Consider the following 23,779-nt stretch of genomic DNA (forward strand, 5'->3'; position numbering starts at 1 on the left):
CAATTCTCAATTCTCAATTCTCAATTCTCAATTCTTATTTCCTCATTAGTAAAATTTAAGCTTTAGCCTTTTATCAGTTAGCTGATCCTGTTAGTATTTATCGTATTGATTAGTTTACTTTTATGTAAATTTATATTTACGTTATTTGTTTTTTAAGGTGGTATGAACGTGGCTGACATAAGTGATTTAGCACAGCTGAGAGAAGGTATAGATGAATGCGACGCACAGCTTGTTGCCTTACTTGCTAAACGTAATGGTATTACGCAAAAAATTGGTGAGATAAAACAACAAACAGGCGCGCCTTTACATGCTCCTAATCGTGAAGCAGAGCTATTAGCGGCAAGAAGACAAGAAGCAATAAATCAAAATGTAAGCCCCGATCTCGTTGAAGATATACTAAGACGCATGATGCGAGAAGCCTATCAAAACCAACAAGCAAAACTTGCATGTGCAGCGCCAGAACTTTCGCCAATTGTTATTGTAGGTGGCCAAGGAGCTATGGGGCAGCTATTTGCTCAGCAGTTTATTCGCTCAGGTTACGAAGTTAAAGTTTTAGATAAAGATCAGCAAAACGATGCGCAAAATATTTTAAAAGGTGCCAAGCTAGTAATGATTAGCGTACCAATTAATGCATTGGACGAAGTAGTTGCTAAGTTACCTAAACTAGATGATGACTGTTTACTAGTTGATATTACATCGGTAAAGCAATCGCCTATTAAAGCACTAAAAGCTGCGCACAGTGGCCCTGTGGTTGGTTTGCATCCTATGTTTGGCCCTGACATATCACACTGGGTAAAACAAACAGTCGTTGTATGTGAAGGGCGAGAGCACCAAGCGGCAAAAGGCTTGTTACAGCAGTTACAAGTATGGGGTTGTCAGCTTGTTGAGCTTGATGCTAAAAAACACGACGAAGCAATGCAAATTATTCAGGTAATGCGCCATTTAACAACATTTGTGTACGGACAGTTTTTAGCAAAACAAAGTCATACACTAGAAGAGTTACGTAGTTGCTCATCACCTATATATCAATTAGAGCTGATGATGGTAGGGCGTTTATTTGCGCAGTCGCCGGAGTTGTACTCAGATATTATGTTAGCGCAATTCGATGATGTAGAGAGCCTACTCGCACAGTACCAAGACACTTTTGCAAGTACATTGGAAAAATTAAAAGCAGGAGATAAAGCAGCGCTTATTGATTCTTTTGCACAGGCGAAAGTTTACTTTTCTGACTCAACAGAGCACTTTTTAACACAAAGCCGAAGCTTATTAAATAAAGCGAATGATTCAAAAGTTTTAGACTAATACTTGTCACTTTTTGCTAAAAAGGGCCGATATCGGCCCTTTTTAATTATGAAAGTGTGTATTAGGTATTAACGCTTACAGCCTGTAATGACTCGCTTTGATAGCAGCCTAAAATACGCACATATTGGGTGTGTTCTTTAAGTTCTTCTAGCGCTTCTTTTACTTGGCTATCAGCTAAGTTTGCTTCAAGATCCACATAAAATACTTCTTCCCACGGATTGCCCGGAGTTGGGCGCGACTCAAGTTTTACTAAATTAATCTTATGCTGTTTAAAAATCATCAACGCATCGGCTAGTGAGCCCGCTTGCTGTTTTGTGGACATGATTAAACTAGTTTTAGTTGGAATTTGGTTAGACACTTGCAGAGGTTTACGCGCAACAACAATAAAGCGGCTATGGTTTTCGCTTTGATTAGCTAGGTTTGATTTAATAACCTCAAGGCCGACATTTTTTCCTGCTTGTGCAGAGCCAATTGCAGCACTATTTGGTGTGTTCAGAGCTGATTGTAATGCGCTTGATGTAGAGTCACAAGTTTCGTGTTGCAAATCACCCAAGCCTTGCAAAAAACGGCTGCACTGTGCAAATGGTTGTGGATGTGCAAATACTTTTGTTAGTTGGCTAAGTTCAGTATCAGGGTTTGCGAGTAAGCAATGCTCTACACTGTGAGTGACTTCTCCAACAATAGAGACTTGTGCGTGCTGTAATAAGTCAAATACTTCGTTAATGCTACCAGAGCTTGTGTTTTCAATCGGTAATAAACCAAAATCAGCTTGGCCGTTTTCTACTTTACCTGTTATTTCGTCAAACGATGTACAGCCAATTTCAATTAATTTACCAGGGCGGCGGCTAAAGTATTTATGACATGCAAGCTGGCTATAAGAACCTTGACCACCTAAGTAAGTTACACGGTGTGTTTCACTCAGTGCGTCTGGATTAAGGTTTTTTTGTAACATTGCTTGTTGGTGTAAAACTGAATCTTCCAAAATAGTTTGAAACACATTATTTACGTAGTAAGCATCTAAACCCAGTGACTTACCATAACCAATTAATTTTTCTAGAAGCGCGAGTTCACGTGCTTCATCGCGAATTGGCTTGTTGTTGGCGATTTTATATTCAACCACACCGTGGCTAATGCGACGGCGTTTAGCTAATAACACGAGTAAGTCGGAGTCTATTTCATTTATATCGTGTCTTAGTGCATTTAATACATCATTTGTCATTTTGGTATCCTCATTCCAAAAGTAGGCTGTTATTACACAGCAAAAACAAAAAAGCCTCCCGGTTGGGAGGCTTTACTATTCGATTGATTTTATCTCACAAACAGGGAAGCCTCTTCTATATAAAGAAGCTAAAAAACGAAAAAAAAGTGCGAGAGATAAATATGTTCATACGGTTAATGTATGGAGAGTTGCCAACAATGTCAATAAAGATCTAAATAAGCTTAGGGTACTATTTATTTACCTTAGGTGGTTATTATAGAAACTTTACAAATAATTTATAAATATGAATGCGGATCTGGTATATTTCGTTAACTGGTTCAAATAATAACAATTATTAATAATTAAGGTTGACCCGTGGTTTACAGACGGCCTCCATCTCGTTTTGGATTGAATTCTTTAAGTGTAAAACTTTCACTGCTTATATCTGCTATTTGTTTAATAGCAGGGGTATGTGCGGCTGCCTTAATGCTTAAATCTGAAGAGAAACAACTTGTTTTTGAAGAACATGAGGTGTTAAAAAGCTCTACAGATTTATTAGTGAAGCAGTTTAATGAGCGTATTAAAACAAAAATAAATATTGCTCAGCAAGCTAATAACGTAGTAACAGAGCAGCTTTTTCAATCTAATTCACCAATTAATTTAGGTAATAAATCACAGTTACAGTTTAATAGCGATGGTACCATTCGAAGTGCCTCGGCTGATGGATTGTCAGCAGCATTTTTACCACAGCAAAATTACTCTCCCTTTTATAAACGCCTATTTAATGATTCTGAAATGTTATGGCGTATAATTTCTCCGACTCTGGTACACGACTTTTTTAACTTTTATTTAATTACCGATGACGATTTCATTCGTGTTTCTCCTCCAAACTGGGCATTAAATGCACCAGCCGAGTTTAGAGTTACGCAAGGAACAACGTATAAATATATTAAAAGTATGTTGGGGTCAGAGCGAGAGCCTGCATGGTCAAAAGTTTATTACGATACAGTATGGCGAAAGTGGGTTATTAGCTTACTAGTGCCGGTGTATGTTGATAACGAGTTTTTAGGTGTAACGGGAAGCGATATTTCCCTTAACAAACTTATTTCATTTTTACCTGTTGGCGATAAAGAAAAACACTTACTTGTATTTGATAGTAAAGGGCAATTGTTAGCCCATCCCAATCTAAACCCCGCATTATTAGCTGACTACGGTAGTGACAATAAAGCACTCGCTACTAACGAATTTGTAAACCCAGAACTGCAGTCAATTATTGACGATGCAATTGCGGTGAAGTTACCAGAATACGCCAATTCATTTGAACAAAATGATGAAGCTCACATTATTAATATCCGTAAAATTGATGATTTAGATTGGTACATAGGGGTTTATAAAAAACGTTCATCAACGTTATCTGCGTTACAAGATTTAAAACTGAAGTTTTTTGGACTCTTTATTTTATACGCAATATTAGTTGCCTTATTGCTGCATCAGGCGCTTTATCAACTAGTGCTTCGCCGTTTACATACTTTAGTTTATGCAGTAACAAGCTTTGGTAAAGGTCAGCTAACAACAGAGTTTCCGCCAGAAAACAAAGATGAAATAGGTACCCTTAATGGCTCATTTAGAGACATGACGGTAGAAATCCGCAAACTTATTGATGGTTTAAACCAAAGAATTACAGAAAAAGAAATTGCTGAAAAAGCAGCTAATCGTTTATCTAAAGCGGTCGCGTTCTCGGGTACTGGGGTTGTGATCACCGATGAAAATTTTGTCATTGAGTACGTAAACCCCAAAATGCTCGAAATGACAGGCTATCCAGAAAGCCATTTTAATAGGGCACCATTACTTAATATTATTGCCTCAGAAATGTCTATTTTAATTGAAGATATAGACATAGATTTACGCAGCCGTAATTACTGGCGCGGGGACACATTAATAGCTGGTTTAAACAAAGAGCCAATTTGGGTGTCTTTAAGTGTTTCGCCAATTCGTGAAGAGGGCGGTGAAATAACCAGTTATGTAGCATCAGCACAAGATATTTCGTTTGTAAAAGAAAGCCAGCGTAAAATGGAACAATTGGCTTACTTTGACACCCTTACGGGACTTGCCAACAGAACATTTTTTAGAATGCAATTGCGTAAATCAATGGCATTAGCAGAGCGCGGACATTATGCATTTGCTTTGTTTTACTTTGATTTAGACGAATTTAAGCGTATTAACGACACATTAGGGCACGATGCTGGCGATCAATTATTAATTGAAGTGGCAAACAGACTTAAAAAACGTTTACGAGCCGAGGACACCATAGCGCGCTTAGGTGGTGATGAATTTGCAGTGTTGCTCAGTGGTATAGAAAGCCAAGCTCACGCAGCTGATGTTGCCAATACAATTCAAAAAACACTGAATGTGCCTATAAAACTAGGTAGCAATGAAGTTATTGTGAGCGCGAGTATTGGTATAACTATGGCTCCTTACGATAGCTTAGAGGAAGATCAGTTACTCAAACATGCTGATTTGGCAATGTATGAGGCAAAAGCAAAAGGACGTAATACCTTCCACTTTTATAGCCAAGAATTAAATGCGGCCGCAAATGAGCGTTTATTTATTGAAAATGAGTTACGTATAGGGCTCAAAGAAAAGCAATTTGTAGTTTACTACCAACCTCAAGTTGATAGCCGTACTCATCAGGTCGTTGGTTATGAAGCGTTATTAAGATGGTTCCACCCAACTGAAGGCGCAATCCCTCCAGATAAATTTATTCCTATTGCAGAAGCGACAGGCCTTATAGTTGAATTAGGTGAATGGGTGCTTCAAGAGTCTTGTGATTTTGCCGTAAGATTGGCAGAACAAGGTCTAGAAAATAATATATCGATAAACTTATCGGCCCGCCAGTTTAAAGACTCAAGCTTAGTTACAACACTGAGCAAAATGATAATTAAGTCGGGTGTTTCAGCAAAGCGCCTTCATTTAGAGCTGACCGAAAGCATGCTAATGGGTAATGTAGAGGCAGCCATTACACAATTGCACGAGCTTAAAGCATTAGGTATATCTATTTCTATTGATGACTTTGGTACAGGTTATTCGTCGCTCAGTTACTTAAAACGATTCCCGGTTGATATATTGAAAATTGACCGTTCATTTGTAAAAGATATCCCAGAGGATACAAATGATATGGAAATCACTGCAGCTATTATTGCCATGGCGCAAAAGTTAAAGCTAGACGTGGTCGCAGAAGGGGTTGAGACAATAGAGCAGATGCAGTTTTTACATAATAATAATTGCTTCGTTGTACAAGGCTATTATTTTAGTAAGCCAATTGCTGAGCACGAACTACCGAATTTGTATGAAAGGTTAAATGAACTCGCAAATAGCGAAGTAACTAGTTAATAAAATTGCGGGTTAACCACCCGCAATTTTAACTTTAAATTTTAACGCTTCTAAAATGCCTTTTAGTTTATCTCGGTCATCACCTTGTACTTCAATAATGCCTTCTTTTACTGCGCCGCCTTGGCCCATTTTGCTTTTTATAGTTTTAGCTAACTTTTTTAAATCGTGATCTTTTGGATCAATGCCAACAACTAGCATTACGCCTTTGCCTTTACGCCCTTTTGTTTGACGCTCAATGCGAATAAAACCATCTTTAAAAAGTTTAGCGTGCAACTCTTTTTCTGGTTTCGGCTGGTCAATGCGACCCGTACTAGTTGAATATACTAAGTGACTATCACTCATACCTTACCTTTGTGGATAAAAATGAATTAAATACTGGTGTAAATGATAGCAAATTTGAAGTTGTGTGTTTTTCTTTTTGCTAAATACTTTTAACAGGTTATATTTAGTTCAAAGGAAATATTATTGGAGTTTACTATGAGTTTAACTAAGAATGAATCAGTCGATGGCACTACATTAACAATACAAATTAAAGGTAAGTTTGATTTTAATTTAGTGCAATCTTTTCGCCAAGCTTATGCTCAAATGAGCGAAAAAACAGTAAAGGTTATTATCGATTTAAGAGAGACTGATTATATGGATAGTTCAGCACTTGGCATGTTACTTAACATGAAAAAAACCATTGATAGCCAAGTAAAAACCATCGAAATAAGTAATTGCCAGCCTCAGCTTAGAAAAATCCTACAAATTTCACGTTTTGATAAAAAGTTTGATATTAGCTAATGATACATGTGTTGATTGTTGACGATCAGGCGCTCAATCGCATTTTACTAAGTAAAATGCTTGAGCAGGAAGGTTACAAAATTTCAGTGGCTTACAATGGGCTAGATGCACTTAATGTACTTAAAAGAGAGCAAATAGACATTGTTCTACTTGATGTTTTAATGCCCATAATGGATGGTTTTGAAACCGCTGAAAAAATAAAACAGCAGTATAGTGAAGTTTACTTACCGATTATTTTTATAACTTCCTTAGAAGATCAAGCAAGTTTTGAGCGCTGCCTTGCGGTAGGTGGCGATGACTTTATTCATAAACCATTTGAAAAAGTTATTTTACATGCAAAAATTAAAGCACATAGCCGCACCAGAGAGTTGAGTAAAAAATCAAATCAACAAAAAAAGCTGCTTGAATATCATCACAATCAAATTGAACGTGAACACGAAATAATTGAGCATATTTTTAATAACTCATTAGAGAATCAAGGCAAGTTTAAAGAGTACCTCGATTTTAATTTATCGCCGGCGTCTATGTTTAACGGCGATATGTTTTTAGTGGCGCAAAGTCCAATAGGCAATCTGTATTGCATGTTGGGAGACTTTACAGGACACGGCTTAGCGGCAGCTATTGGTGCATTACCTATCTCTCGTGTTTTTTATACTATGGTACAAAAAGGCATGGCGATTAATGACATTGCCTGTGAGCTAAATACACTGCTTTACAATCTCCTACCTGGACACATGTTTTGTGCTGCAACCATTATCGAGCTTAGTGCATCCGGTAAAAGTATTTCTGCATGGATGGGCGGCCTGCCAGATGCGTACCTAATAGATAAAGACGGTAATGTAAAACAAACATTAGAGTCGCAACATATGGCGCTGGGGATTTTAGACGACCAAGAATTTGAATATGAAGTTATTCACTTTGAAACAAATAGTAATACACGCCTAGTATTAGCAACCGACGGTATTATAGAAACAGCAAACAAAGAAGATACATTTTTTGGGGAAGAGCGTTTTTTACAAACCTTAAAAAGTAAATCGATGATTAGTAGCGAAGATATAGTGGGTGACGTTACTAAGTTTGCAGATGGCACTAAACAGCAAGATGATTTAAGCATTGTTTTACTAAACTGCCTGCCTTTAGTTCCTGAGGAGCAAGAGCGAGAAGCATTCTCTACTTTAGCGTTTAATTTATCTTTAAGTTTAAACTCAGAACAAATAAAAAAAACAGACCCCGTTTACGACGTTGTTAATATTTTAAGCAGTGTTGGGGGGCTAAATGCCCATCGTTCTAATATATTTTTACTGTTGTCTGAGGCTTATAACAATGCGCTTGATCATGGTGTACTAGGGCTTAACTCAGAGATTAAAAAACAAGAAGACGGCTTTTTTCGATATTATGAATTAAGAGAGGCAGCTCTTGCTAAACTTACAGATGCGATGATTATTATTGATATGCGCTATTGCCCCGACACGCTCAGTTTATATTTCATTATTTGTGACTCAGGCCGAGGGTTTAGTAGTAAGCACGATGAGTTGGCAAAGGTTAATAATGAATTTGGTAGAGGGGTGTCTTTACTAGAAGAAATAGCCGAAAAGGTAACTTATAACGCCAGCGGTAACCAAGTTGAAATGTGCTACAAGTTGAGCTAGCTCTGCAAAAATATCCATGCTATTATTCTCGAAACTTTAGATGTATGGATGGCCAAATGATTTCTTCTTACCTAAAAAAAGCACAACTAAGTGCTAATCCAGCTTTGATTTCAACAGAGCTTGAAAAGCTTGAGCTACATTTAGCAAACACAGCTTTGCCTGATGTATGTTGGGAGTATCAAATACCTGAGCTTGGCGAGGGCGGTGCGTGTAGTTTATTTGGTTACCTACAAGATGAGCCATTCAAATTAACTGATTATCTTGAAAATGATGAGCAAACCCAGTTCAAGCTAGCTAATTTACAAAGTATTGTGAGCTACATTGAGCACCAAACAAGTGTTGATTGGTATGGTATTTATCAATCAACTAATACTAGTGAAGGTAAGCAACTATTAAAATTGGCTTATCATGGTGTGCCTAGTCGTCCGTTGTTCCCTTTAACGCAAGCATTTGCGGCAGGTAGTAATAACGTGCAGGTTGCGCTATCTCACAAGGGCCGTATTATTAATAACGTTGAAGAGTACTTATCACAAGGTGGTGAATACTACACATGCGATCCTAAAGTTAAATCAGAAACCTGCTTACCTTTATTTAATACACAAAATGAATGTGTTGGTATTGTAGATGCTGAAGCTTTTAAAAATGATTTTTTTGATGAAAAGACGCTTGCCGTTTTAATTGCATGTTGTATTAAAATTCCTCACTTTCTAGTGTAAATAACGCTAGTCAACATGATGTGCTTTTATGTTAAGCTTAGCTTAACAGCTAACCCCTAAATAACGATAAGAGATAGCCAATGTTCTCAGTATTAAAACCATTACCAACAGATCCTATTCTTGGCCTTATGGCGGCCTATAAACAAGATACAAACCCTAATAAAATTGATTTAGGTGTAGGTGTCTACAAAGATGAGCAAGGCAATACACCGGTTCTTAAAGCGGTTAAAAAAGCTGAAGCGTTTCGTCTTGAAAACGAAATGAGCAAATCTTACATTGGTTTAGCGGGTAACTTAGATTACTGCCAAAAGATGGAGCAGTTACTACTAGGCGAACATCAAGCATTGCTAGCAAATCGCGTACGTACTGCGCAAGCACCAGGTGGTACGGGTGCACTTCGCGTTGCAGCTGAATTTATTAAGCGTTGCAATGCAGATGCAACAGTATGGGTAACTAATCCAACATGGGCAAACCATATTAGCTTGTTTGAAGCTGCAGGCTTAACAGTAAAAGAATACCCGTATTACGATTACGAAAATAAAGACTTACTGTTTGATGAAATGATCAACACACTTAAACAAGTGCCTAAAGGTGATGTGGTTTTAGTGCATGCATGTTGTCATAACCCAAGCGGTATGGACTTAAACGAAACACAGTGGAACACAGTTGCCGAACTTGCAAAAGAAGTTGGCTTTACACCACTTGTTGATATTGCATACCAAGGCTTTGGAGCTTCACTTGAAGAAGATGCACGTGGCTTACGTATTTTAGCTGATGCAGTAGAAGAGCTAATTATTTGTTCTTCATGTTCTAAAAACTTTGGCTTATACCGCGAGCGTATTGGTGCATGTTCACTAATTGCAAAAGATAGCGCAACAGCAGATATTTCAAACTCTGTAATGCTAAGCGTTGTACGTAGTATTTACTCAATGCCGCCAGCGCATGGTGCTGATATTGTTAATACTATTTTAAGCAGTACAGAGCTTACACAATTATGGCACTCTGAGCTTGATGAAATGCGTAGCCGCATAAATGGCTTACGTAGCTTAATTAAAGAAAGCTTAGCAACTAAAGATATTGCGCAAGACTTCTCATTTATTGAACGCCAAAACGGTATGTTTTCTTTCTTAGGTATTAATAAAGAGCAAATTGCTCGCCTACAAAAAGAATATGGTATTTACATTGTAGGTTCTAGCCGCGTAAATGTTGCAGGTGTTAGCCAGTCAAATATTGAATACTTTTCAAATGCTGTAGCTGACGTTTGTAAATAAACGCAGTTAATATAAAAAACTGCACATCTAATGATGTGCGGTTTTTTATTATCTAAATTAAAACAAAAAGCTTTAACCGATAGCAGGAATTAGCCCCGCCATTTGCATAAACTGCGCAGCAATAATCGTTATGCCACATATAGCTGCTATGCCAAGCCCAACATTCCCACTTTTAACTTTGTAGCCTGTTTTACTTGATGTTGTACGCTGTTTATAAACCATTGCTACAGGCAAAAATATTGCAAGTACGACAAGTGCTATTGCAGCGTAACCTAAAGCCATAATAAAGCCTTGAGGATAAAATAATGCAAAGCCAAGCGGCGGGATAAACGTAATCAAGGCCGTTTTAATTCGGTCCGTTTTATTGTCACCTTTTTTAAATGTATCAGCAAAAAAATCAAATAACCCTAAACTCACCCCTAAAAATGATGTCGCAAGTGCTAAATCAGCAAATAACTTAACGGCCGTTGCCACACTTGGGTTATGCGCAATACTTGCCACGCTTGATACAAAGCCACTAAGGCCTTGGCTGTTGAGTAAGTCAGCTTGGCTCATAATACCTTGGCTAAGTAGTTGCCAAAAAATATAAATGACTAAAGGGAGGGCGGCTCCAGCAATCATTACTTTGCGCAGTACTTTTATTTCTACACCAACATATTTAACAATAGAAGGAATAGAGCCATGAAAGCCAAACGAAGTAAATATAACCGGTATAGCCGAAAGGATTAATCCTTGCTCTACAGGCATCTCTAATAAGTGCTTACCTTGTACATAAGGGGTTAGCATGTAAAACAAACTAGCTAATACAATAATTTTTATTGTAAATAACACTCTGTTTAGTTTATCTACCTTGCTAGTGCCCAGCGTTACCACACTTGCAATAATAACAGCGAGGATCACAGAGCCAAACTGTGGGGCTATATTTACATCAAAGCCTATATTTATACGCGCTTGAAGTTGTGCACCACCACCTGCAATATAAGCAGCGCATAAAGCGTAAAATAAAAAAACCATCGAAAAATTCGCGATGTATTGTCCGCGCTTTCCAAGCCATAATTTAGCCAACGTATTTAACGTTGCATCGCGTGGTGCATATTGGTGTAGCTCTAGCATGAGTAGTGCGGTGTAGGTCATTAGTAACCAGCTAGCAATTATTAATGCAAGCGCGGTGCTAAACCCAAGCCCGGCAGATGCAATTGGCAGTGCCAACATACCTGCACCAATAGTTGTGCCTGCAACAATTAACATGCTTCCAGTTGTTTTATTTTTAAGCACTTAATTACCTTAATTATTATTAATATACATGCACGATATAACTAGTTACTCAAATCTCAAATAGTTTTGTAATAAAAGAGCTGTATTAAAATGTAACTTACAATTTACAACTGTATTTATTAAGGACTTGTATGCATTTAAAAGTATTAAAATAGGGTGGTGAGGGTATAATTTTATGTACGTTGGATTGCGTTATAAAACGCTAAGGATTGGCATGTGCCGGTAAAAGTATCGTATTTTTTAATGGTTCTTATATGGTCCACTACACCACTGGGTATAGTGTGGAGTAGTGAAACAGTATCGCCAACGCTTGCTGTATTAATGCGTATGCTGGTGGGGTTGTTTTTAGGTGGTTTAATTGTTGCCATAACAAACATTAGAGTACCTTGGAGCAAAAATGCGTGCTTACTTTATTTTTATTCGAGTATAGGTATTTTTGGCGGTATGTTACTGAGCTATATGGCAGCTAAAACAGTCCCTTCGGGTATTATTTCGCTTATGTTTGGCCTTGCACCTATCTTGTCGGGGTTGCTTGCTCAGCAGTTATTAAATGAACCTAAATTTAGCCCGATTAAATTAGTGGCGTTAGCGTGCGCCTTAATCGGCTTATATTTTGTTAGTTATAACCAAGTACAAAACTCGCAAACTCAAGGGCTCGGGTTACTTTATGTGTTTATGGCTGTCTGCTTTTTTAGCTTAAGTGGTGTGATGATCAAGCGTGTACAGATTGCGATTCATCCTATGGCGACAACATTTGGTGCCTTAGTTTTTGTAACCCCACTCTTTTTTATTGCTTGGTGGTTATTAGATGGTCAGTTGCATATACAGAACTGGAGTGCTAAATCATTGTGGGCAATTGGTTATCTAGGTGTGTTTGGATCTTTAGTTGGGGCTTTGGCGTATTTTCATGTACTGCAAAACCTAAATGCGAGTACGGTATCACTTACTACGCTCATAACTCCTAGCTTTGCGTTAGGTTTAGGAGCTTGGCTAAACAATGAGCCATTAAGCCAAGAGCTAATCATTGGTGCGGTTATTATTTTAATTAGTCTGGGCCTGTTTATCTTTCAGGATTAAGATTTGTTCAACCTAGGGGCGATTTAATCGCGGCGCGAGGTTTGTAACCTAGTGGGCTAAGTAAAAACCGAGCAACAAAGAGTAAATTGCCCCTAGGCAGAACCCTTCGGGCAGCGCATGTTTGGCATTAATGCTACGTTATCGCCTATTTATGGGGAATAACCACACTACATAGGCTCTGCCTTGCCTAAATACCAAACGTACTGCTGCAAATTCAATCTCGAAAGACAAACAGGCCCTAGGTATTTTCCAATTTGGTGATAAATTTTTAAAGCGAAAGAGAGTAAGCGCAAATTAGTTTTACTACATTTTCTCTATTTGAATAATTAAACGACGGTTTTTGTCTCGGCCTAAAATGTTATCGTTATTATCAACAAAGCGTTTTTCGCCTAAGCCGGTGGTTTGTACTTTTGCTTCATCGACACCCAAGCTCACCATATAATCTTTTATAGTTTTGGCGCGCTTGCGCGATAAATCTAAGTTATTCCAGCGTCCGCCATAACTATCGGTGTATGAGTCAATGCTAATGGACTCTATGCTTGCGTCATTTTTTAGATACTCAGCAATCTTATCAAGGCGTTGTTGCGACGATTTAGTTAATTTACTGCTGTTAGATTGATAGTTCATTACAGTAAACGAAATATCTTCAAAGCTGTAAGGGAGTAGCTCATCGCGGCATTGTAAAAAAGCCCAGTAAGCTTGTTTAAAGTTTACACTCGATATGCCAACGGCAATTTTATCGGCACTATTTTGCCAGTCTTGATAATAAAAAGTAGGGTAGTAGCCTTTTTCAAGCTCGCTAAGCATCTCCCATGCGGTTTTATTGCCCAGCTCACCATCAAACTTTTTAAGTAATTTCATATTTGCAATATCACGGGCCGGTAAGCCTGCTCGCCAAGACGGTGGCACGGCTTTTAAACCTGCAATTGCGTAATTATCTGGGCGTACAACCATATCTAAATTAAACGTTAAGTTTTTATTTTTACTTGCTGAAGCTTTAAAAATAGCTTCCCCATAATAAGGAACTTCATGATTTAATTGGCATTGTAAGCGCGTTGTTTTAACGACTTCCCAGTTGGAGTTGTCTTGGGTTGCTGTGTATTGGCGCATAGCAGCTTGCGAGTGATTACTGTAAAGCACTGCACTTATACTAAGGCTAATAAATAACAACTTATACTTCATGGTGCTCTCCAGCTATCCGGGAATGCCAATAATTTGGCAAATTAACGACTGCAATGATTAGTTTGTTCTCTACGTAACTAACTTATAAGTTAAAGCAAGTTATGTGCCTACAATTTTAAAGCAATAAATACTTAAATCCCCTAGCCTAGGGGGCATCAATTTTGACATAATAGTCAGCTTACACGTATAAACAAAGAAGACTATGGCAAATACTGAGCAAACACCTTTCGCAAAACGCTTTCGTGGATTTTTTCCTGTTGTTATTGATGTTGAAACTGCTGGTTTTAACAAAGAGACAGATGCCTTGTTAGAAATAGCAGCTTCTGTTTTAAAAATGGATGACGAAGGACTGCTCAGCATAGATCATACTGTTCATTTTCATGTTCAGCCATTCGAAGGCGCTAATATAGAACAAGCAGCCATCGACTTTAACGGTATAGACCCGTTTTCACCATTACGTGGCGCAGTACCTGAAGACGAAGTAATTAAAGAAATATGTAAAGTAGTACGCAAAGCGCAAAAGGCCGCAGGGTGCCAACGCTCAGTTATTGTGGCGCATAATGCCGCATTCGATCATGGCTTTTTAAATGCAGCAATAGAGCGTAATAACATTAAGCGTACGCCATTTCATCCGTTCGTAAGCTTTGATACAACATCTTTAGCGGGTTTAGCGTTAGGGCAGACTGTATTAGCAAAAGCATGTAGAGCGGCAGGTATCGAGTTTGATAACAGCCAAGCACACTCAGCGCTTTACGACACAGAACGTACAGCTGAGCTTTATTGCTTAATAGTAAATCGCTGGCAGCAATTAGGTGGTTGGCCATTAGCGCCAACTGATGATTGCGACGCTAATAACAAAGTTGAAACTGATACACAAAATAACGAAGAAACTAAAACGTCTGAGTAATTTTACCCTCAGTTAGCTTAACTAGGTGGGGCGGGTAAATACGCGAAAATTGTTTAGAATCTTTCGCTATTTTAAGCTCCACACCAGGGTGCATTAATTCATTTACTTTTAAACGACTACTGGCAAGTAATTGCACTATTTTTTGCTTAATAAGTAGTTTTTGACGATGAATATGTGCAGAGCGTATTTTTATATGCTTTTCATTTTCAGTTATCTTATTCATGAATTGCTGGCGCTGAGCAGCCCCCGCAATTTTACTCGCTTTTTCACGAGCCTGTTGTAAAGCGGTTACTTTAGTCGCAAGTACTTTTTCAAAATCGGTTATTTGTGTTTGCTTTTGGCGAAGCTCAAACCAGAGTTGCGCTAAAAATACGCGCGTTTTAGTACCGGCTGGCGCGCCTAGCTCACCTGTTTCAATGCGCATAGCATCTAAAATATTACCGCCAATAATTTTACCTCGCGGATCGTTTGCTTTGCCTACACGTATTAACCGCCTAGCACTTAAATCACAATGTAGAGCTTGGCGTTCAATAAATAAATCTTGTTCGGATTTAATATTGCAGTACTGAGCATAACCAATCGAAATAGTTCGCTGAGCGGTTATAGAGCATGTAAATGCTTCCTCGCCTTCACGTTTTCTACCAATTGCGCCAAGCATAATGGTTACCGCACTTTTACTTTCAACAGCTCCTGATTCTACAAAACCCAGTACCGTAATATCACCATTGGCTTTTACACGCATGCCGTCTTTAATATCGCCAGTAATAATTACGCTACCATCAAAATCAACGTGGCCTGTACTTACATCTACGTTATCAAAGCATAAAACGTCATCTACACGCATACCTCGGGGTAGGGCAACGGGCACACCTTTGCAGTCGGCAATAAGCATATTAGGATTATTAGGATCTACTTTTGTACCTTCGAAAGGCTGGAGTTGGTGATCTGTACCTGGTTTTGCACTAATTGAATCGCCAAATACCGTATAGCCATCTTCTCCAGGAGTAGCGGCAATACGCTGCATTAAGGGAGTACCAGGTTTTACGGTGATAATAGCGCCAAGATTTTTCATATCAACCTTACCACCTTCCTTAGCTTGTGGGCTAAGCACACGGTCTTGGGCTGTTGAGCATAAGCGCACAAATTTAGCATCGCTGCCTTTTTTAGGATTACGCCCATGTGCAATTATGGCGCTATAAGAGCTTCCTGCTGGTTTTTCAAACTGCTGGCCTAAAAAGGTATCAAGCGCGCGTGGGCTTATTCCTTTTTTAACACCTGCATCAGCAAGCGCTTTTTGCGCACCTTCCATAGACAAAAGCGCACCACCTTTAGCGGTAGTTAATGTTGCTTCTGCGACCATGTTTTTTTCATCAATATTAATGACAAGCGACGCATCTACCGCTTTAGCAACGACAAGTGATACTTCCTGATAGTTTTTAGTTGGCGCAAAAAGCTTTCCAATATTGGCAATGACAGCTTCGTACTCACTAAACTCAGATTGTTCGAGCATTTGCGTAAGCTGAGTACTCGTAACAGGAAAGCCACTATCAATAGGGTGACTAACTAAAGAGACAAACCCTGTATTTTGATCAAATGAAAAAACCGACATTTATTAATTCCCTACTCTATGCCTGTTATTATTTTTTTTTACAACTAAAGGTTTAGAAATGACAAAAACCTTAACTCCTTATTTGAACACAGGTTAAACACATTGTTAAGCAAATGTTTAGATGGGCTTGCATAAACTAAATTTTGGTTACTTAATGCTCGGTTAGTGCACGCAATTAAAATAAAGCGTTACTAGGCCTTGAGTATCAGTACTTTACTCAGTTATACTGTTTGCACGCTCTGAATTGAGTTACTAATTCAGGGGCTGATTAGGATTCGACGGAATTCAAGAAGCCCAAGGTGCATGTCGAGGTGCGGTTTGCCTCGTTAAACAGCCGCAACCTAAAGTAATCGCAAACGACGATAACTACTCTCTAGCAGCTTAGGCTGGCTAGCGCTCCTTCCATGTATTCTTGTGGACTGGATTTTGGAGTGTCACCCTAACACCTGATCGCGACGGAAACCCTGGCCGGGGTTGAAGCGTTAAAACTAAGCGGCCTCGCCTTTATTTACCGTGTTTGTCCGGGACTTAAAGGTTAATTAAATGACAATACTAAACATGTAGTACCGACGGTCGAGGCTTTTCGGACGGGGGTTCAAATCCCCCCAGCTCCACCAATAAAGGTTTTTGAACTCGTTATTCGAGAACCATAAGAAACCCGCAAATTTGTTAATCCAAATTTGCGGGTTTTTTTATGAAATTTATAAAGTAAAAATAAAGTTTAAGAATGTCTTATAGCACGTAGCTTCATTTTTATTGCAATCACAAGCAGGCTAAATAATGACAGCATACTTATTAACAACGTTAGGTTACGTATGGAGTTACTTGGCTCGTAAGTAGTGACAGGAGAGTTGTTTGTAGTTTGCGAGTTTTGCTGTTGCCTAATATAGCTTTGGCTGATCCAATCTACCGCGTTTATCCATTGTACTTTGGCGGGATCAGTATTGTTTAGCTTCCCTATTGCATGTTTATCGTTATCTAAGCTTTTTGAAAGTTGTATCAGTTGCTGCCAAAATTCATTTTTAGGGCCTAGGTCATCTATTTCTTGCAGGTGCTGTTGTAATTTATCGCCCCCCATTGTTTTTATATCAGCTTGTCCTGTACTTTGCGCGTAGCTATTTATTAGTGATGAAAAGCGACTAAAGTATTCATTACTTTTTTGCTGTGTATGGTTAGCTGTTCGCTCGTTTGTTACTTTTTGTGTTGGTTGATTTAGGCTGTTTTGATCAATCAAATATTGTTTATAGTTTTGGTAACTTAAGCTGTTTGTAGTTGTGTTATTTGTAGTTCCATTATTTAGAGTGCCAAAGTTATTTTTAAGTGCATTAACACTGATCACTACGCCTATTATGGTAATAATACAAAGTGCGCAATAGCAAAAGTACAATGCGCTTTTTAAAGTGTTACGCAGTAATTTATATTTATTATAACTTTGCTTAATAGCTGCAGCTGTATTTGGGGCTTCACCTGTATCTAGGCGTTCATTTTGTATTGAGATATTTTTGCCGCTAGTGCTTTCACTAATGTGTTTATCTGTATTTTTACTGTGCTCAGTGAGTGCTATTTGATTATTTTGAGACTTAGAGGTTACAGTAGAGAGTTGAGGTTCTACATTAGTAATCAAACCTAGCTTTTTTAGTGAGGATTCTGTTTTAACAGCATCAATACTCGATAAATCTTTTTTTAAAGCGTAAGCTTTTCCATCAAATAACTGAATAACAATATTATGAGGAATATTAAGAAGTTGGCTAAGTTTTTCTTGGGCAGAGGTAATGTCAGTATTTTGATATAACTGACCATTAAAAACAATTTTAAATGTGGCGCTCACGTTAGTACCTTGCTTGTGTAATTCCATTTTTGGAATTTTATTTTTATTATTTGATACACAAAGCTAACTTAACAGATAAAGGGTATGCTTTCTAATGATTTGCGATTAAAAAAGCCTTAACAAACAGCGTTAAGGCTTTGGCGTGTAGCTGTTACTTTATCGTTTAGCGAGTGATTTTACAGATTGCTTTTGGTCACTTGCTGGTTGGGTTGCTTTGTCTATTAATGTTTCAAGTGGTTTATTTCGAACGCACATAAGTACTTTGTTCATTGCTTGGCATGTGCCTGTCGCTTTTTTATCATGGCTTGTGTAGCTGCAATCTTCATTAATGGCTTTTGCTTCACATGCTTCCCAAGGCGCATTTGAGCCGTGGCCTGCATGACTTAGCGCTGAGTATGAGGCAGCAAGTAAAAAGCCAGTGGTTAGTGCTTTTATTACGTTAAATATTTTCATTAGTATCTCAGTTAATTATTTGGCCAAAATGTGCGTTATCTTGCGGTAGCACCTTTAAAACAACCAATAAACATGTTTTCAGATACATCGGCAGCATGGTAGTGGTAACCGCGTGTATCGTCGGTGTGGCCTCTACATTCGTCTAAATCAGTGGGTTCTAATCCATCTTCGTTAAGCATGCCAAATATACCAAATCCATCGAGTGCATAACCCATCATGGCGGCATGACCGTCTGATTGAATTTGAGTTTGGCTACAACCTGCTTCACCGTGGTAGTGATAACCTGCTACTAAGTTAATATGGCCAGCGCAATCATCAAAGGCTGCAATAGTGTATGCGCCTAAAATAGCCTCAACAGGGGCGGGTGCAGCAAGTACAACACCATTAAGAGCAACACCCACATTAGCGTTACCAATACTGCTATTTTGAGTGGTTGCAACAGGCATTATTGGAATTAAAAATGATTCTGATATACCGCCATCAACATAATCAATAGAGCATTCTACGCAGTGGTTTTGGTATTGCTCCTCTACGTTTGGACGTGCAGCGCCATCACACGATTCTTGTGTGTCGGTTACATTTACAAGGCCTGTACCTTCGTCGTATAGCTGCCAATGACTATCGTTATATAATGTAGGTAGATTTAAAATAAAGTCGCCAGTTATATCGTAAACCTCACCGGTGCCATCAAACCAAATGCCGGCTTCGTCTGCTGTTGAGGTGATATTTTGAGGGCAGAATACACCAATCTCGTAATTTGAAGGCGCACCGGCAATATCAATTTTGTAGCATGATGCTTCATCGCCATTACTTAGCGTACATGTTTGAGTGGTAATAGATGAAATGAGTGCATCGCTTTCAAAGTTAAAAGGGTCAACTTCTACAACAAAATCGGTTGAAGTATCTGTTGTAGTTCCCTCATCGGTGGTTGTTTCAGTTACGACGCTACTTTGAGTATCGCTACCGTTACAGGCAGCTAAGCCCAATGCAAGTATGCACACTGCAAGCGGTGCTAAAATTGGTGCGTTAAATCTTCTCATCAAAAATATCCGGTAATGAAGTTGAATGTATAATATTTGTTAAATGTGCAAACAAAGTGCAAAAACAACGCAACATAATACATTGCCTGAAATAGAGGCTGACAGCGCTAGCTATAAGTGTATGTTGTACCTTTAATTGTTTAAGATACTGCGACTTTAAAGTACCTAAATAGGCAGTGGAGTTTTATGGACTTTTTATTTCCCGACAGTATGTCTTTATTTTTATTTTTATTGTTGATAATTACAGCTGGGTTTACTTCTTTTGTATCTGCTGCATTTGGTGCGGGTGGCGGATTAATGCTGCTTGTTGTTATGGCGTCGTTTATGCCTATGGCAGTTGTTGTGCCTGTGCATGGTTTAGTACAGCTTGGCTCTAATGCAAATAGGTTATTACTCAGCTTTAAGCATATTGATAAAAGCATGTTTGTATATTTTGCGTTAGGCGGCTTAGTAGGGACGGGGTTATCAAGTTTTGTTATTAATGATATATCGCTTGATGCTATGAAGTTAGTGGTCGCTATTTTTGTTATTTATTTACTGTGGGGTAAAACACCGCCAGTAAAATTAACCTCTAAGTTATGGCGTATGGTCGCCGGTGGCATAACGACTTTTATTTCTATGTTTGTGGGAGCGAGCGGGCCATTAGTTGGTAGCTGTTTATATATAAATAATTACGAAAAGTTAAAATTTACGGCAACGTTTTCGAGCATTATGAGTGTGCAGCATTTATTAAAAGCGGTAATTTATGGTGCTGTTGGCTTTAGCTTTTGGCAATGGATGCCGCTTGTAATTGCTATGGTAATAAGTGGTGCTGTAGGTACTTGGTTTGGAATTAAATTACTTAAAAGGATGGCTGGGGATAAATTTAAGCGTATTTTTAGAGTCGTTTTAACGTTATTAACGCTACAACTCGGTTGGCAAGGTATTAAAATATTACTCCACTAATTTACCTAGTGGAGTAAATTTAATTTTATTAAACATAAATCACTTAAGCGAATTAAATAACTCATTGCCTAAAAACTACCGATGCAGAGCGACTACACTGTAATTTTTTGCCTTATCGATGAACTATACTAATCTGCAATAATTGTTTATACGTTTAAATAAATTGGTATTAAAGCTTATTTAACAGCGGCTTTAATTGGTTTGTCACCATCAAATAACTCAAAAATGCGGTTACTAATAAATGAGTTAGTCGCAATATGTAATAATGCATTGGCTACGTTTTCGCGGCTAATTTTAGCCTCAGAACGATCACTTGGTCGCTGCGTCGTTATTTGCATTGAAGCGCTATCATCAGTCAGTGTACCAGGGCGAACAATGGTGTAATTTAAACCACTATTGATTAAGTGCTCGTCAGCCATGTGCTTGGCAACTAAGTAAGGTTTTAAATCACCTTGAATCGAATCTGGGTCGTCTGCACCGATTGAGCTGACCATAATAAAGTGTTTAACGCCATGCTCTTTTGCAAAGGTAGCTGCTTTAGTTGCAGCCCATAAATCAATAAGTACAGTTTTATCATCGCCCGTACTTCCGCCAGAACCTGCAGCAAAAATCACTTGGTCACAGCCTTTCATTGCATCACCAAAATCGCCTTCAAGATCTTGCTCAACAATAGTTAAAAAAGAGCTGTTTAAATCGCTTAGCTTATTTTTGTGGCGCACTAATGCCACAACATTTTGCTCATTTTTTAAAAGTAGCTCAGTTGCCATTTTACCTATTTGTCCGCTTGCGCCAATAATTAGGGTCTTACTCATAATTAACTCCTTCCAATAAATAGTAAAAGTAATGTGCTTACAAACAGACCTTGGGGGTAGGGGATAATTTTTAAAGGGTAAAAAAGAGTTTAAATGAGCTAATTTCAAAAAATACTTTAATTAAAATTCAATACTTAACTGAGCATTAAAATTAGCTGCTTTTGGCGTGTTTTTTAGAACTTTTTATTCAACCATTATACTCACTTCGGTCACATAACTACGGCGATATAGACTAATACGAACCTTATGTTCTTGGTAATTATAAAACAAAGTGCGATATGTATTATTGCCGCTTGTTTTTAACGGCTCTCCTAATTTTTGCTGATAAAAGCGAGCGATATCAGAAATTGAATCTGTTAAATAACCAGTGCGAACCATTGGGTATTCGCCGGCTACATCCATTGTTGTAACAAACTCTTCAGGAAGTGGGATTTCAGTGACGTTTTGGCTAAGTACATTAAACGATAGAGTGCATAGCAGTATTATTAAAAATGCTAAAGTTTTCATTAAAGTCCTTTAAATAATAAATTCCATTTATTGGTACTCATTTTACCTCAATAAGCACCTTTGTCATTTAAATTTTATTACGAATTAAATCTCGTACTATAAACCGAGCAGGGTGAATAGCTTGGCTTACACGTTCGCTTAATGGGCGGGGCTCGTTATTTAAACAACTTATTAACCGACGCATTATACAACTCTTAATATGGCTGCACTCCAGTTACACGTTGAAGTTTGAAAAAGTTACGCAAATAAGGATCGTTGAATTAAGTTTGCTCATTAGGCATAGTGCTAATGTAAACTAATACTTTAAAAGGAATTTTTATGAAAAATAATATTATCAAAGTACTTTTAATTTGTACTACCTACCTGTGCTGCATATTTAACCTGCAAGCAAAGCCATTATTAACGGCTTACCCCGATGCGAAATTAGAGAATAAAGTCACTTTAGCTGGCGAAGAAACACAACTTGTAACTGCTTTTAATCCTGCGCTAAAAAAATCTCAAAAATTTGAATATAAGACATTTATTGGTGATGTAAGTCATTTTTCTTATCAAATAAAGAATGTTGCTTCTTTAAAGGTAATAGAAAACTACAAAGACGCTTTAAATGATGCTGGATTTAAAGTTTTGTATATATGTTCTTTAAACGATTGTTATGAAAAGCGAGAGGATAAATTGCTGGCTGAAGAGTCGAGCTATTTCAACGTGTCTAGTTATTACGGACAACCACATTATATTTACGCAGCAAAAGGAGAGGTTCCTGAAGCTGCCATTTCGTTATTTGTTGGACAATATAAAAATACGACACAAGCGCTTTTGACTACGATCAATATTAAAGAAATTGAAACTGGACTAATAAAAGCTGATTTTGAAGCATTCAAGAAAAAAGTTAATAATAAAATAAAAAAATCTACACATGGAGATTATAAAGGTTCTGCAGATCATCCTTTATTAAGTCGTTACCCTGGTAGCTATATCGAGGATTATCAAAATGTTGATTATGAGGAGTTTAGTATCCCAATTGGCAAGTCTGATAAAAAAACGAGTACTTCATCTATGCTTGATGTTACAGGAGATTTAACGCGAATTACTTATATTGCGAATAAAGTATCGACGTTAAAAATTTATCATAACTATGTGAGTGCTTTGACTAAAGAAGGTTTTGAAACCGTATTTTCTTGTCAAAAAAATGAATGCGGTACAAAAAGAAAAGAAATTCAAGCATTAGGCGATAAGCTGGCAATCAAACCTGTTTATAACTACTTTCACCAACCTAGATATCAAGTTATGAAAAACACTCTAAATGAGCAAACTACCTACGTTGCCTTTTTTATAGGTAACTATAATGGCGATTCTCGTATTCAGCTTGTTGTTGCTCGTACAGAGCCCTTAGTGACAGGCTTAATAGAAACGAATAGTGATAAAGTTCTTGAGCAGTTAGAGCAAAAAGGAAAGGCGTCTATTTACGGTATTTTATTTGATTATGATAAAGCCACTATTAAAGCTGAATCTAAAGAGGCGTTAGATGTTATTGCTCAAGTTATGGAAAAAAATAAAAAATTGAGTTTATATGTTGTTGGTCATACCGATGATAAAGGCTCGTTTGATTATAATGTAAACCTTTCAAAGCGCCGTGCTGATGCGGTTGTTAACGCATTAATTGCTGATTATGGGGTAGCTAAAGAAAGGTTATTAGCTCAAGGAGCGGGTCCTTATTCACCCGTTGCAACTAATAAAAATGATCTAGGTCGTGAACTAAACCGCCGTGTTGAATTAGTTGAAAGGTTGTCTAGTTCAAAATAATTTACGTTTTTAATTTATATGCACATTAGATCTAT

Annotated in this window: 20 protein-coding genes, 1 other RNA gene and 1 other annotated feature; of the genes, 11 read left to right on the forward strand and 10 right to left on the reverse strand. The window is 37.9% G+C overall.

The window, feature by feature from the left end:
- The first annotated feature begins 168 nt into the window (after nucleotides 1–168).
- On the forward strand, nucleotides 169–1,302 hold the full coding sequence (tyrA, locus tag QMA08_RS10125; protein WP_182682004.1) for a bifunctional chorismate mutase/prephenate dehydrogenase: 1,134 nt from the start codon (nucleotides 169–171) through the stop codon (nucleotides 1,300–1,302).
- 61 nt (nucleotides 1,303–1,363) lie between these two features.
- Here tyrA and QMA08_RS10130 read toward each other — a convergent pair whose 3' ends face one another.
- Nucleotides 1,364–2,521 carry a chorismate mutase gene (locus QMA08_RS10130; RefSeq protein ID WP_002962945.1) on the reverse strand — a complete coding sequence of 386 codons (1,158 nt, stop codon included), beginning with the start codon at nucleotides 2,519–2,521 and terminating at the stop codon, nucleotides 1,364–1,366.
- A 44-nt stretch (nucleotides 2,522–2,565) separates the two neighbouring features.
- Nucleotides 2,566–2,683 (reverse strand) — a sequence feature (Phe leader region).
- 192 nt (nucleotides 2,684–2,875) lie between these two features.
- Here QMA08_RS10130 and QMA08_RS10135 point away from each other — a divergent pair.
- Nucleotides 2,876–5,890, forward strand: a complete 3,015-nt coding sequence (locus tag QMA08_RS10135) for an EAL domain-containing protein (protein ID WP_290174456.1) — start codon at nucleotides 2,876–2,878, stop codon at nucleotides 5,888–5,890.
- Between the two features lie 12 nt (nucleotides 5,891–5,902).
- Here the strand turns inward: QMA08_RS10135 and QMA08_RS10140 are convergent, their stop codons facing one another.
- Nucleotides 5,903–6,232, reverse strand: coding sequence for a translation initiation factor (locus QMA08_RS10140; RefSeq protein WP_002962947.1), 330 nt, complete (start codon nucleotides 6,230–6,232; stop codon nucleotides 5,903–5,905).
- A gap of 135 nt (nucleotides 6,233–6,367) precedes the next feature.
- Between QMA08_RS10140 and QMA08_RS10145 the strand changes: the two genes are divergently transcribed.
- The 4 genes from QMA08_RS10145 to QMA08_RS10160 all read left to right on the forward strand — a co-directional run bounded on the left by QMA08_RS10145 (nucleotide 6,368) and on the right by QMA08_RS10160 (nucleotide 10,309).
- Nucleotides 6,368–6,673 (forward strand): STAS domain-containing protein, encoded by a 306-nt coding sequence (locus QMA08_RS10145; RefSeq protein ID WP_002962948.1) that lies wholly within the window; start codon nucleotides 6,368–6,370, stop codon nucleotides 6,671–6,673.
- Complete coding sequence (locus QMA08_RS10150) at nucleotides 6,673–8,322, forward strand: SpoIIE family protein phosphatase (protein ID WP_182673923.1); 1,650 nt, start codon at nucleotides 6,673–6,675, stop codon at nucleotides 8,320–8,322. Before QMA08_RS10145 ends, QMA08_RS10150 begins: the two co-directional genes overlap by 1 nt.
- A 56-nt stretch (nucleotides 8,323–8,378) precedes the next feature.
- Nucleotides 8,379–9,038 carry a GAF domain-containing protein gene (locus QMA08_RS10155; protein WP_182671246.1) on the forward strand — a complete coding sequence of 220 codons (660 nt, stop codon included), beginning with the start codon at nucleotides 8,379–8,381 and terminating at the stop codon, nucleotides 9,036–9,038.
- A gap of 80 nt (nucleotides 9,039–9,118) precedes the next feature.
- Complete coding sequence (locus QMA08_RS10160) at nucleotides 9,119–10,309, forward strand: amino acid aminotransferase (protein WP_002962951.1); 1,191 nt, start codon at nucleotides 9,119–9,121, stop codon at nucleotides 10,307–10,309.
- Between the two features lie 72 nt (nucleotides 10,310–10,381).
- Here the strand turns inward: QMA08_RS10160 and QMA08_RS10165 are convergent, their stop codons facing one another.
- Nucleotides 10,382–11,584 (reverse strand): aromatic amino acid transport family protein, encoded by a 1,203-nt coding sequence (locus QMA08_RS10165; protein ID WP_007581988.1) that lies wholly within the window; start codon nucleotides 11,582–11,584, stop codon nucleotides 10,382–10,384.
- Nucleotides 11,585–11,800: 216 nt separating this feature from the next.
- Here QMA08_RS10165 and QMA08_RS10170 point away from each other — a divergent pair, with 216 nt between their 5' ends.
- Nucleotides 11,801–12,661, forward strand: a complete 861-nt coding sequence (locus tag QMA08_RS10170) for a DMT family transporter (RefSeq protein ID WP_290174457.1) — start codon at nucleotides 11,801–11,803, stop codon at nucleotides 12,659–12,661.
- A gap of 303 nt (nucleotides 12,662–12,964) precedes the next feature.
- Here QMA08_RS10170 and QMA08_RS10175 read toward each other — a convergent pair whose 3' ends face one another.
- Nucleotides 12,965–13,843 carry an OmpA family protein gene (locus tag QMA08_RS10175; RefSeq protein WP_290174458.1) on the reverse strand — a complete coding sequence of 293 codons (879 nt, stop codon included), beginning with the start codon at nucleotides 13,841–13,843 and terminating at the stop codon, nucleotides 12,965–12,967.
- Between the two features lie 202 nt (nucleotides 13,844–14,045).
- Between QMA08_RS10175 and rnt the strand changes: the two genes are divergently transcribed.
- A complete protein-coding gene (gene rnt / locus QMA08_RS10180) occupies nucleotides 14,046–14,750 on the forward strand; it encodes a ribonuclease T (RefSeq protein WP_024595664.1) in 705 nt (234 codons plus the stop codon).
- Here rnt and QMA08_RS10185 read toward each other — a convergent pair.
- Nucleotides 14,734–16,359, reverse strand: coding sequence for a FapA family protein (locus tag QMA08_RS10185; RefSeq protein ID WP_182737335.1), 1,626 nt, complete (start codon nucleotides 16,357–16,359; stop codon nucleotides 14,734–14,736). The two genes, rnt and QMA08_RS10185, sit on opposite strands and share 17 nt — an antisense overlap.
- Before the next feature lie 260 nt (nucleotides 16,360–16,619).
- Here QMA08_RS10185 and ssrA point away from each other — a divergent pair.
- Nucleotides 16,620–16,976: a transfer-messenger RNA gene (gene ssrA / locus QMA08_RS10190) on the forward strand.
- A 104-nt stretch (nucleotides 16,977–17,080) separates the two neighbouring features.
- On the opposite strand, the gene QMA08_RS10195 is transcribed toward ssrA, so the two are convergent.
- The 3 genes from QMA08_RS10195 to QMA08_RS10205 form a co-directional block, all read right to left on the reverse strand.
- The gene (locus QMA08_RS10195) at nucleotides 17,081–18,187 is read right to left on the reverse strand and encodes a hypothetical protein (RefSeq protein WP_290174459.1); all 1,107 of its coding nucleotides are present in this window, start codon (nucleotides 18,185–18,187) and stop codon (nucleotides 17,081–17,083) included.
- A gap of 156 nt (nucleotides 18,188–18,343) precedes the next feature.
- On the reverse strand, nucleotides 18,344–18,640 hold the full coding sequence (locus QMA08_RS10200) for a hypothetical protein (RefSeq protein ID WP_290174460.1): 297 nt from the start codon (nucleotides 18,638–18,640) through the stop codon (nucleotides 18,344–18,346).
- 35 nt (nucleotides 18,641–18,675) lie between these two features.
- Entirely contained in the window at nucleotides 18,676–19,680 is a 1,005-nt protein-coding gene (locus tag QMA08_RS10205) for a YHYH protein (protein WP_290174461.1), read from the reverse strand.
- Nucleotides 19,681–19,866: 186 nt separating this feature from the next.
- Between QMA08_RS10205 and QMA08_RS10210 the strand changes: the two genes are divergently transcribed.
- On the forward strand, nucleotides 19,867–20,625 hold the full coding sequence (locus QMA08_RS10210; protein WP_290174462.1) for a sulfite exporter TauE/SafE family protein: 759 nt from the start codon (nucleotides 19,867–19,869) through the stop codon (nucleotides 20,623–20,625).
- 176 nt (nucleotides 20,626–20,801) lie between these two features.
- Here QMA08_RS10210 and QMA08_RS10215 read toward each other — a convergent pair whose 3' ends face one another.
- On the reverse strand, nucleotides 20,802–21,437 hold the full coding sequence (locus tag QMA08_RS10215) for an NAD(P)-binding oxidoreductase (protein ID WP_290174463.1): 636 nt from the start codon (nucleotides 21,435–21,437) through the stop codon (nucleotides 20,802–20,804).
- Between the two features lie 183 nt (nucleotides 21,438–21,620).
- A complete protein-coding gene (locus QMA08_RS10220; protein WP_024596752.1) occupies nucleotides 21,621–21,944 on the reverse strand; it encodes a hypothetical protein in 324 nt (107 codons plus the stop codon).
- A gap of 318 nt (nucleotides 21,945–22,262) precedes the next feature.
- Here QMA08_RS10220 and QMA08_RS10225 point away from each other — a divergent pair, with 318 nt between their 5' ends.
- Nucleotides 22,263–23,744 (forward strand): OmpA family protein, encoded by a 1,482-nt coding sequence (locus tag QMA08_RS10225; RefSeq protein ID WP_290174464.1) that lies wholly within the window; start codon nucleotides 22,263–22,265, stop codon nucleotides 23,742–23,744.
- The last annotated feature ends 35 nt before the right edge of the window (nucleotides 23,745–23,779 follow it).

The organism is Pseudoalteromonas sp. APC 3355 (assembly GCF_030407615.1).
Lineage (GTDB): Bacteria > Pseudomonadota > Gammaproteobacteria > Enterobacterales > Alteromonadaceae > Pseudoalteromonas > Pseudoalteromonas distincta.